At 71.5% G+C, this 9,976-nt stretch carries 10 protein-coding genes; 3 read left to right on the forward strand and 7 right to left on the reverse strand.

All coding sequences use genetic code 11. The annotated features are described in order from the left end of the window. Positions 1-44 precede the first annotated feature (44 nt). Both AB0E05_RS33645 and AB0E05_RS33650 read right to left on the reverse strand, forming a co-directional pair. Entirely contained in the window at positions 45-671 is a 627-nt protein-coding gene (locus AB0E05_RS33645) for an amino acid transporter (protein WP_361970870.1), read from the reverse strand. Beyond that, complete coding sequence (locus AB0E05_RS33650; RefSeq protein WP_361970872.1) at positions 668-1,192, reverse strand: CGNR zinc finger domain-containing protein; 525 nt, start codon at positions 1,190-1,192, stop codon at positions 668-670. Before AB0E05_RS33650 ends, AB0E05_RS33645 begins: the two co-directional genes overlap by 4 nt. 104 nt (positions 1,193-1,296) lie before the next feature. Here AB0E05_RS33650 and AB0E05_RS33655 point away from each other — a divergent pair, with 104 nt between their 5' ends. Further along, entirely contained in the window at positions 1,297-1,659 is a 363-nt protein-coding gene (locus AB0E05_RS33655; protein ID WP_361970874.1) for a VOC family protein, read from the forward strand. Between the two features lie 91 nt (positions 1,660-1,750). Here the strand turns inward: AB0E05_RS33655 and AB0E05_RS33660 are convergent, their stop codons facing one another. The 3 genes from AB0E05_RS33660 to AB0E05_RS33670 are packed head-to-tail and all read right to left on the reverse strand — an operon-like array spanning position 1,751 to position 4,662. Continuing rightward, complete coding sequence (locus AB0E05_RS33660) at positions 1,751-2,974, reverse strand: dipeptidase (protein ID WP_361970876.1); 1,224 nt, start codon at positions 2,972-2,974, stop codon at positions 1,751-1,753. Between the two features lie 21 nt (positions 2,975-2,995). Continuing rightward, a complete protein-coding gene (purE, locus tag AB0E05_RS33665) occupies positions 2,996-3,526 on the reverse strand; it encodes a 5-(carboxyamino)imidazole ribonucleotide mutase (RefSeq protein ID WP_361531682.1) in 531 nt (176 codons plus the stop codon). Further along, complete coding sequence (locus tag AB0E05_RS33670) at positions 3,523-4,662, reverse strand: 5-(carboxyamino)imidazole ribonucleotide synthase (RefSeq protein ID WP_361970879.1); 1,140 nt, start codon at positions 4,660-4,662, stop codon at positions 3,523-3,525. Before AB0E05_RS33670 ends, purE begins: the two co-directional genes overlap by 4 nt. A 230-nt stretch (positions 4,663-4,892) precedes the next feature. Here AB0E05_RS33670 and AB0E05_RS33675 point away from each other — a divergent pair, with 230 nt between their 5' ends. Then, entirely contained in the window at positions 4,893-5,519 is a 627-nt protein-coding gene (locus AB0E05_RS33675; protein ID WP_361970881.1) for a GtrA family protein, read from the forward strand. Between the two features lie 12 nt (positions 5,520-5,531). Here the strand turns inward: AB0E05_RS33675 and AB0E05_RS33680 are convergent, their stop codons facing one another. Both AB0E05_RS33680 and AB0E05_RS33685 read right to left on the reverse strand, forming a co-directional pair. Continuing rightward, positions 5,532-6,797: an ATP-binding protein gene (locus AB0E05_RS33680; RefSeq protein ID WP_361970883.1), complete on the reverse strand. Its 1,266-nt coding sequence runs from the start codon at positions 6,795-6,797 to the stop codon at positions 5,532-5,534. A 126-nt stretch (positions 6,798-6,923) separates the two neighbouring features. Beyond that, positions 6,924-7,601, reverse strand: a complete 678-nt coding sequence (locus tag AB0E05_RS33685) for a response regulator transcription factor (protein ID WP_361970884.1) — start codon at positions 7,599-7,601, stop codon at positions 6,924-6,926. A gap of 480 nt (positions 7,602-8,081) precedes the next feature. Here AB0E05_RS33685 and AB0E05_RS33690 point away from each other — a divergent pair, with 480 nt between their 5' ends. Further along, positions 8,082-9,581: an oligopeptide:H+ symporter gene (locus tag AB0E05_RS33690; protein ID WP_361970886.1), complete on the forward strand. Its 1,500-nt coding sequence runs from the start codon at positions 8,082-8,084 to the stop codon at positions 9,579-9,581. The last annotated feature ends 395 nt before the right edge of the window (positions 9,582-9,976 follow it).

Genomic DNA, 9,976 nt, shown 5'->3' on the forward strand with positions numbered 1-9,976 from the left:
CGTCGACGCCTGCGGCCCGGTGGTGGGTCTGCGGGCGCAAGGCGCTAGGCGAGCGCGGGGTGCCAGGGGGTGGGGCCGTAGGCGGCGGTCAGGGCCGTGCGGAGCCAGGTGCGTTGGGGGGCGGTGAGTACGGGGGCTGCCGCCGCGAAGTCCTGTTCGTCCTTGGGGCGGGGGGACTTCGCCTTGTAGAAGAGCTGGACTTCGGGCGTGAGGTAGGGGACGCCGTCCCGGCCCAGGGGCGCGGTGAGGGAGGCGATCGGGCGGCGCACCTGCTCGCAGCGGCGCGACACCCACTCGTCGCCCTCCGACTCGTCCAGCATCAGCTGGATCCGCCACGGCTTCCCCGCCCCCGGCCGGCACCAGACGTCGTGGACGCCGGGGTCCAGGAACTCGCCGCGGGCCCAGGGCCGCAGGGTGCCCGGGGGGTCCGCCGCCCACCACTCCCAGTCGGGCAGCGCCTCCTGCGCGAGGTGCTGGTCTCGGCGGAGCAGCAGGACGTCGACGTCGGCGTGGTCGCGGAAGGCGCGACCGACGGCGTGCTCCACCGCGTGACCGCCGGCGATCCACCAGGGCGTGCGCCGCGCAGCCGCGACGGGGGCGAAGAGCGCGGCCACCTCCACGGGCCCGGCGGGTTCCCAGGGGCCGAAGGGCGTTTCCGTACGGGGCGTCACGCGGGGCTCCTGCCCCCGCCGCGGGCGCGGTAGGCCCGCATCTTCGCGCGGGCGCCGCAGACCGCCATCGAGCACCAGCGCCGACGGCCCGCGGGGCTGCGGTCGTAGTACGCCCAGCGGCAGTCCTCGGACTCGCAGCCCTTCAGTCGGCGCCAGGTGCCGTCCGCCACCGCCGCCGCGATGGCCACGGCGACGCGCGCGTGGAGGTCGGCGCCGTCCGCGGGCGCCAGCGCGGCCGTGCCGTCGTCGGCGACCTCGACCAGCAGCGGCGCCCGGGCGAGCAGGGGGCCGAGGGCGGACGGGGCGGGCCCGTCGGGGAGGGCGTGGCCGGCGTGCGCGAGGCACGCCGCGCGCAGGGCCTCGCGCAGTTCGCGCGCCGCGGGCAGCTCGGCCGCGGTGACGCCGAAGGCGGCGCGCCCGTCCGCCGTGTCGAGGAGGTCCACGCCGGACGCCAGGTCGACCGTGTTCACCAGCGACTCGATCAGTGCGAGGCCGCCTGGCGCGGGGTGCCTCTCGTTCATGGTTGCGACGTTACCCCTGATGCGGCAGCATGCAGTAACGGTTACCGGAAGACAGGGCTCTACCGGTAACACGGCCGGTATCGAGCACGTCCACGAGGAGAACCATGGCCATCGCCCAGCTGAGCACCGTCGTCCTGGACTGTCCCGACCCCGACGCCCTCGGCCGCTTCTACCAACAGCTCGTCGGCGGCGAGCTGAAGCAGGAGGACCACGACTGGACGCATCTGACGCTGTCGTCGGGCACCGACCTCGCCTTCCAGAGCGCGCCCGGCTTCGCACCGCCGAACTGGCCCGCGCCGGACGACTCCCAGCAGTTCCACCTCGACCTGACGGTGGCGGACCTGGACGCCGCGGAGCAGCAGGTGCTGGCGCTGGGGGCGCGCGTGCTCGACGCTGGGGACCCGTCCCGCAGCTGGCGGGTGTACGCGGACCCGGTGGGGCACCCCTTCTGTCTCTGCAAGGACTGAGGACGCACCAAGAAAACGCAAAAAGGAGCAAGAGGGCGCAAAAAGAGGGAGGGGGCGCGCGGCACCCCCTCCCTCAAGCAGCTCGCGCGGACTACCCGTCCAGCTCCTCGATCGTCGCGTTCGACGGCGCCCGCCGCGACTGCTCCTCCCGCGCCACCGCCTCCGCGTCCCGCATCACCCGGACCGCGTTCTGCCAGGTCAGCTTGGCGATGTCGGCCTCGGACCAATGACGGTCCAGCAGCTCGGCGATCAGGTTCGGATAGCCGGCGACGTCGTCGAGGCCGGCCGGCGTGAAGGCCGTGCCGTCGTAGTCGCCGCCGATGCCGACGTGGTCCACGCCGGCGACCTCGCGCATGTGGTCGAGGTGGTCCGCCACGGTGGCCGCGGTCGCGATCGGACGCGGATGCGCCTGCTCGAAGGCCGCGTGCAGCTCCATCGCCGCGGGGGTGGTGTCCAGGTGGTGGAAGCCGTGCGCGCGCAGGTTCTCGTCCGCCGCGACCGTCCAGTCCACCGCGGCCTGGAGGACGAACTTCGGCACGAACGTCGCCATCGCCACGCCGCCGTTGTCGGCCAGCCGTCCCAGCACGTCGTCCGGGACGTTGCGCGGGTGGTCGCAGACCGCCCGCGCTGACGAGTGGGAGAAGACGACCGGCGCCGCGGAGGCGTCCAGCGCGTCCCGCATCGTCGTCGCGGCCACGTGCGAGAGGTCGACGAGCATCCCGCAGCGGTTCATCTCGCGCACGACCTCACGGCCGAAGGCGGTCAGCCCGCCGGCCCGCGGCGCGTCGGTCGCCGAGTCCGCCCAGTCGTTGTTGTCGTTGTGGGTGAGGGTCATGTAGCGCACGCCGAGCGCGGCCAGCGACCGCAGGGTGCCCAGCGAGTTGTCGATCGAGTGCCCGCCCTCGGCGCCCATCAGGGACGCGATGCGGCCCTGCGCCCGGGCCGCCTCCATGTCGTCCGCGGTCAGCGCGGGCGCCAGGTCGGCCGGGTAGCGCGCCAGGAGTTGGCGAACGACGTCGATCTGCTCCAGCGTGGCGGTCACCGCGCCCTCGCCGGCCAGGTCGGAGGGCACGTACACCGACCAGAACTGCGCCCCGACGCCGCCCGCCCGCAGCCGGGGGATGTCGGTGTGCAGCCGGCCGGTCAGATCGGTGGCGACGTCGAGCCGGTCGAGGTCGTAGCGCACGTTCGCGCGCAGCGCCCAGGGGAGGTCGTTGTGGCCGTCGACGACGGGGTGGGCGGCGAGGATCTCCCGCGCCCTGGCCAGCCGGTCGTCCCGGCCCTGTCCGTCGTCCGTGGTGGAGTCGTGTTCCATGACTGCTCGCTTCCCCGGGGGTTACTTGCCGAAGCCGAACGCGGGCGAGCCCTCGACCTTGGCCCGCAGGCGCTTGCCCTTCTCGGTGGCCTGGTCGTTCAGCTCCGACTGGAAGTCGCGCATCCGGGCGAGCAGTTCGGGGTCGTGGGCGCCGAGGATGCGGGCGGCGAGCAGTCCGGCGTTGCGGGCGCCGGCGACGGAGACGGTGGCCACCGGCACGCCGGCGGGCATCTGGACGATGGACAGCAGCGAGTCCATCCCGTCGAGGTACTTCAGCGGCACGGGCACCCCGATGACCGGCAGCGGGGTGACGGAGGCCAGCATGCCCGGCAGGTGGGCGGCGCCGCCGGCGCCCGCGACGATCACCTTCAGCCCCCGGGAGTCGGCGTTCTCGCCGTACGCGATCATCTCGTGCGGCATCCGGTGCGCGGAGACCACGTCGACCTCGTACGGCACCTCGAACTCGGTGAGGGCCTGGGCCGCGGCCTCCATCACCGGCCAGTCGGAGTCGGAGCCCATCACAATGCCAACAAGCGGGGTGGTGCTGCTCATTCGGTGATCGTCCCTCTGAGGTAGTCGGCGGCGTGGCGGGCCCGTTCGAGGGCGTCCGGGAGGTCGTCCCCGTAGGTGTTGACGTGCCCCACCTTCCGGCCGGGCTTCACGTCCTTGCCGTACATGTGGATCTTGAGCTGCGGATCGCGGGCCATGCAGTGCAGGTACGCCGCGTACATGTCCGGGTAGTCGCCGCCCAGCACATTGCACATCACGGTCCACGGTGCGCGCGGGCGGGGGTCGCCGAGGGGGAGGTCGAGCACGGCCCGCACGTGGTTGGCGAACTGGGAGGTGACCGCGCCGTCCTGGGTCCAGTGGCCGGAGTTGTGGGGGCGCATGGCGAGTTCGTTGACGAGGATGCGGCCGTCGGCGGTCTCGAACAGCTCGACCGCGAGGTGGCCCACCACGCCCAGCTCGGCGGCGATCCGCAGGGCGAGGCGCTGCGCCTCGCCGGCGAGGGCGTCGTCCAGGTCGGGCGCGGGCGCGATCACCGTGTCGCAGACGCCGTCGACCTGGCGGGACTCCACGACGGGGTAGGCGACGGCCTGGCCGTGCGGGGAGCGCACCACGTTCGCCGCCAGCTCGCGGGTGAAGTCCACCTTCTCCTCGGCGAGTACGGGGACGCCGGCGCGGAACGGCTCCGCGGCCTCCTGCGTCGAGCGCACCACCCACACGCCCTTGCCGTCGTAACCGCCGCGCACGGTCTTGAGGACGACGGGGAAGCCGTCCCCTTCGGCGGCGAACGCGGCGACGTCGGCCGGGTCGGCGACGATGCGGTTGCGGGGGCAGGGCACGCCCAGCTCGTTCAGCCGGGCCCGCATGACCCCCTTGTCCTGGGCGTGCACGAGCGCGTCGGGCCCGGGGCGGACAGGGATGCCGTCCGCCTCCAGGGCGCGCAGGTGCTCGATCGGGACGTGCTCGTGATCGAAGGTGATCACGTCGCAGCCGCGGGCGAACTCGCGCAGGGTGGCCAGATCGCGGTGGTCGCCGACGACGACGTCACCGACGACCTGGGCCGCGGATTCCTGCGGGGTGTCACTGAGGAGCTTGAAACGGATGCCGAGGGGGATGCCCGCCTCGTGGGTCATACGGGCGAGCTGACCGCCGCCGACCATGCCGACTACCGGGAACGTCACCCTCACAGGGTATCCGTCGCAACCCCGGGCGCCGGAGGTGCGTCCAGGGGGGTGCGCACGGACCGTGATCGAGTCGGCATCGATATTCTTAGCCGCCTTGTCATCTCTTTCTGTACGTACGGGGTCCACGGCCCGGCTACGTTGTCGGCGGCGCCCCCGGGCGTGCGGGGCGACCGCTGGTTAGCATGATTGAAATGACGCTGTCAACGAGACGGGACTGAACTCTCACTATGAGTGAACGAGGCGCAGCGTTGCGCGGACAGCTCAAACAGCTCATGCACGAAGTCGCGAAGTACGGGGCGGTCGGGGGCGCGGGGGTCCTGGTCAACCTGGGGGTCTTCAACCTCGTCCGGGCAACGACCGAGATCCCGGTGGTCCGGGCGTCCATCATCGCGACGATCGTGGCCACCGGGTTCAACTACCTGGGGTTCCGGTACTTCACGTACCGTGACCGCGACAAGGGCGGGCGCACGAAGGAGCTCTCGCTCTTCCTGTTCTTCAGCGTCATCGGCCTGGTCATCGAGAACGGCGTCCTGTACACCGCGACGTACGGCTTCGACTGGGACAGTCCGCTCCAGAGCAACTTCTTCAAGTTCGCCGGCATCGGCGTCGCGACGCTGTTCCGGTTCTGGTCGTTCCGCACCTGGGTCTTCCGGCACGTGAGCGATCCCGGGGGCTCCCCCGCTCCCGAGCCCGAGCCGCCGGCGCCGGCGGCTCCTTCGTCGTCAGCGCCGTCGTCCGCGCCCGCCTCCCCCGCGGCGGCGTCCGTGGCGCGGGAGCCCGTGCGGCCGGTCGCCGAGCCGCTGTTGGACCCGGTCCGCCCGCCCGCGGACCACGAACTGGCCCCGCGCCACTAGGGCCCTCGCCGCTCAGCGGACGGTGGGCGGCTCGTCCTTGCGCTTGTGGGCCACCCGGCTCAGGAAGAGCGCGAAGACCGGCGGGTGCAGCTGGAGCAGCTCCAGGCGCCCGCCGTCCGCCTCCGCGAGGTCACGGGCGACCGCGAGGCCGATCCCGGTGGAGTTGCGCCCGCTGATCGCCCGCTCGAAGATCCGGGCGCCCAGGTCCGCGGGCACTCCCGGGCCCTCGTCCGTCACCTCTATCACCGCCTGGTTCCCGACCACCCGGGTCCGGATGGCGACCGTGCCGCCGCCGTGCATCAGCGAGTTCTCGATCAGCGCGGCCAGCACCTGGGCGACCGCGCCGGGCGTGCCGACCGCGCACATCCCCTGCTTGCCGGAGCGGACCACGGCGCGGCCCGCGCTGCGGTAGGCCGGGCGCCACTCCTCGATCTGCTGCTTCACCACCTCGTCGAGGTCGAAGACGATGGCGGAGCCGGTACGGGGGTCCCGGGCGTTGGTCAGCAGCCGCTGCACCACGTCCGTCAGCCGCTCCACCTGCGTGAGCGCGATGTTCGCCTCTTCCTTCACCGTCTCCGGGTCGTCGGTCGCGGAGATCTCCTCCAGCCGCATCGACAGCGCGGTCAGCGGGGTCCGCAGCTGGTGCGAGGCGTCCGCGGCGAGCCGTCGCTCGGCGGTGAGCATCCGGGCGATCCGCTCGGCGCTGGCGTCCAGCACGTCCGCGACCCGGTCCAGCTCCGGCACCCCGTACCGCTTGTGCCGCGGCCGGGGGTCGCCGGAGCCCAGGCGCTCCGCGGTCTCGGCGAGGTCGGTGAGCGGGGAGGCGAGCCGGTTCGCCTGCCGGACGGCGAGCACGACCGCGGCGATGACGGCGAGCAGGGCCACGCCGCCGGTGATCGCGAGGGTGCGGCCGACCTCCCGGTACACCTCGAAGTACGACTCCTCGACGGTGACGACCTCGCCGTGCTCGCCGACCTCCGTCTTGGTGATCACCCGCCCCGAGGGCTTCTCCCCCACCTCGAACGGGGGCTGGCCCGGGATCTCGACCGACGCGTACCGCTGCGTCCCGATCTGTTCCTCGACCACCTCGACGCTCACCGGCTGGTTCCCGATCAGCTTGCCGTCGAGGAAGCTGACGAGTTGGACGGCCTCGGCGTCCACGGACTGCTGGGCGGTCTCGGCGATGGTCCGGGTCTCGACGAGGACGAGGGAGACCCCGAAGACGGCGATGACGACAAGGACGACCGCCAGGGTCGAGTTGATCAGTCGCCGACGCATGGGGCCTCCGGGCCGTTCCGGCTTCGCATGGATGCGCGTCCGGGCTCACGCGGATACGCGCTGGCGTTCGCGCGTTCGCACGGATGCACACCTGAGCCTATGCGTCGGGAGCGCAGCTCCAGTGCTTCAGTTCTTCTCGAAGCGGAAGCCGACCCCGCGGACCGTGGCGATGTAGCGGGGGTTCGCCGCGTCGTCGCCGAGCTTCTTGCGCAGCCAGGAGATGTGCATGTCGAGGGTCTTGGTGGAGGACCACCAGGTGGTGTCCCACACCTCGCGCATGAGCTGGTCGCGGGTGACCACCCGGCCGGCGTCCCGCACCAGCACCCGGAGCAGGTCGAACTCCTTCGCCGTGAGCTGGAGCTCCTCCTCCCCCATCCACGCGCGGTGGGACTCCACGTCGATCCGCACCCCGTGCGTCGCGGGCGCGGTCGCCGGCTCGGTGGCGCCGCGCCGCAGCAGCGCCCGGACCCGGGCCAGCAGCTCGGCGAGGCGGAAGGGCTTGGTGACGTAGTCGTCGGCGCCGGCGTCGAGGCCGACGACGGTGTCGACCTCGTCGGCGCGTGCGGTCAGCACCAGGACGGGCACGGTGTGCCCCTCGGCCCGGAGCCGACGGGCGACCTCCAGGCCGTCCATGCCGGGCAGGCCGAGGTCGAGCACGACCAGGTCCACGCCGCCCGCGAGCCCCGCGTCCAGCGCGGCCGGACCGTCCTCGCGCACCTCGACCTCGTACCCCTCCCGGCGCAGGGCGCGGGCCAGGGGCTCAGAGATGGATGCGTCGTCCTCTGCGAGCAGTACACGCGTCATGCGCTGATGGTAGTCCGCAAGAGGTACGGAGAGGGGCGGCCTGCACAGCACCTGTGGGTCATAGGTGCAATCCTGAGCTCCGCCTTCGATTCAGGGATCATGTTCCACTTCCTCCTGTGATCCATGTCTCAAATCCTTCCTAATGACAAGGTGTCGTGTCGTATGGTGGCGTGTACGCCTGTAGCACCATTCGGAGACCTCTGGCCTGCGGAGCAGCATCAGCAGCCCACGGGTCTCCTTGCGTGTGAGGACCGGTGACACCGGTCCGACGACAGTGAATGACCTGTGGACCGGGCCCCGAGCGCAACGAAGCGGTCGGGGTGTGGATCCCGGTGAGGCCACGTCCCCCCGCTTCGGCCCCCACGTCAAAGCGGAGCCCCCCAGGCGTGGGGCGGGTCGCGTCCCCACCGGTGCCGGTCACCCCCCACCGGGCGCAGCAGCCGCACACGAAGCGGTGCGTCCCGAACGCAAGGAACGACCATGGCGTCAAGCCTGACGAAGGCCACTGCCGGCCCCGCCGGCGGCGAGAAGACCTTCCTCGGCCACCCCCGCGGCCTGGCCTATCTCTTCATGACCGAGATGTGGGAGCGGTACAGCTTCTACGGAATGCGGGCCCTGCTCGTGCTCTACCTGGCCACGAACGTGGCCGACGGTGGACTCGGCATGAAGGACGCGACCGCGGTCGCGATCTACTCCGTCTACAACGCCATGGTGTACCTGCTCGCCCTGCCGGGCGGCTGGCTCGGCGACCGGGTCTGGGGCGCGCGCAAGTCGGTCGCGATCGCCGGTGCCGTGATCATGACCGGTCACTTCCTGCTGGCGGTGCCCGCGGAGTTCTCGTTCTTCATCGGCCTCGCGTTCATCGCGGCCGGCTCCGGACTGCTGAAGGCCAACATCTCCACGATGGTCGGCCAGCTCTACCCGGACAAGAACGACCCGCGGCGCGACGGCGGCTTCACGATCTTCTACATGGGCATCAACCTGGGTGCCTTCCTCGCCCCGCTGTCCATCGGCGCGGTGGGCCAGAAGGTCAACTGGCACCTCGGCTTCGCCATGGCCGGCGTCGGCATGGCGATCGGCCTGCTCTGCTACTACTTCGGCTACCGCCACCTGAGCCCCGAGTCCTCCAAGATCCCCAACCCGCTGCCGGCGGACGAGCGCTCCTCGCTGGTCAAGAAGGGCCTCATCTGGCTGGGCGTCGCGGCGGCCGGTTACGCGGTCGTCGGCCTGTCCGGCGCGTTCAGCATCGACTGGGTGCTGTGGCCGCTGACGATCCTGGGCCTGGTGCTGCCGGCGTGGTACCTGTTCCGCATCAAGCGCGACAAGGACCTGTCTCCGCTGGAGCAGACCCGGATGTCCGGCTACATCTGGTTCTTCGTCGCCGCGGCCGTCTTCTGGGGCATCTACGACCAGACCGGCTCGGTCCTCTCCCTCTTCGCGAAGGACAACACCGAGTCGACGCTCTTCGGCTTCGACTTCCCCGAGAGCTGGTTCCAGTCCCTGAACCCGCTGTTCGTGATGGCGCTCGCGCCGCTGTTCGCCATCCTGTGGGTGGCGCTGTTCAAGCGGAACAAGGAGCCCAGCACGCTGACGAAGTTCTCGGGCGCGCTGGTGCTCGTGGGCGTCTCCTTCGGCGTGATGATGATCGCCCAGGGCATGGCCTCGGGCGACGCGAAGGTCTCGCCGATGTGGCTGGTCTCCGTGTACTTCATCCAGACGGTCGGCGAGCTGTGCCTCTCCCCCGTGGGCCTGTCGCTGACGACGAAGCTGGCGCCGCAGAAGTACGCGGCGCAGATGATGGGCGTGTGGTTCCTCGCGGTCACCGCGGGCGACTCCGTCATCGCCCTCCTCCAGCTGATCGGCGCACCGACGGACACCCAGGGCTGGTTCGCCAGCCAGGGGGCGGTGGCGGCGCTGGCCGGCGTGGCGATCTTCATGTACCGCCGCAAGGTGAAGGCGATGATGGGCGGCGTGCACTAGCGCGACGCGTTCGTTTGCCTGAAGGGGCGCTCCGTTCGACGGGGCGCCCCTTCCCCGTGCGGGGGGCTTGGCCGGTGCGGCCCGTTGGTCAGCGGCCCGCGCGTTTCCTCCCCCTGTTCCCCTGCGCACACGGCCCTAGGGCCTGACGTACGCGCCGTTTCCCCGCGGACGCGTCGGCCTCCGCGGCCCGGTGGTGGGCTTATCGCGCAGTTCCCCGCGCCCCTGGACTCCCCCGCCGTAACCCTGCGGGAGCGTTGGTCCCCGCAGACCGTCGGTGGTTGTTCGCGCAGTTCCGCCCCGTACGCCCAGCTTGATCCTTAACGTCTGGCCTGGTCGCGTGGTCACTCTTTGGAGTGATCGCAGGGTATGAGGGCGGCCTTCCCCGTGATCCTGAA

The sequence above is a fragment of the Streptomyces sp. NPDC048057 genome, assembly GCF_040653095.1.
GTDB lineage: Bacteria > Actinomycetota > Actinomycetes > Streptomycetales > Streptomycetaceae > Streptomyces.

Coding starts and splice junctions, on each gene's coding strand:
- AB0E05_RS33660 (WP_361970876.1), bottom strand. CDS start 2,974: ATGGAACACGACTCCACCACGGACGACGGACAGGGCCGGGACGACCGG.
- AB0E05_RS33680 (WP_361970883.1), bottom strand. CDS start 6,797: ATGCGTCGGCGACTGATCAACTCGACCCTGGCGGTCGTCCTTGTCGTC.
- AB0E05_RS33685 (WP_361970884.1), bottom strand. CDS start 7,601: ATGACGCGTGTACTGCTCGCAGAGGACGACGCATCCATCTCTGAGCCC.
- AB0E05_RS33655 (WP_361970874.1), top strand. CDS start 1,297: ATGGCCATCGCCCAGCTGAGCACCGTCGTCCTGGACTGTCCCGACCCC.
- AB0E05_RS33690 (WP_361970886.1), top strand. CDS start 8,082: ATGGCGTCAAGCCTGACGAAGGCCACTGCCGGCCCCGCCGGCGGCGAG.
- AB0E05_RS33675 (WP_361970881.1), top strand. CDS start 4,893: ATGAGTGAACGAGGCGCAGCGTTGCGCGGACAGCTCAAACAGCTCATG.
- AB0E05_RS33650 (WP_361970872.1), bottom strand. CDS start 1,192: ATGAACGAGAGGCACCCCGCGCCAGGCGGCCTCGCACTGATCGAGTCG.
- purE (WP_361531682.1), bottom strand. CDS start 3,526: ATGAGCAGCACCACCCCGCTTGTTGGCATTGTGATGGGCTCCGACTCC.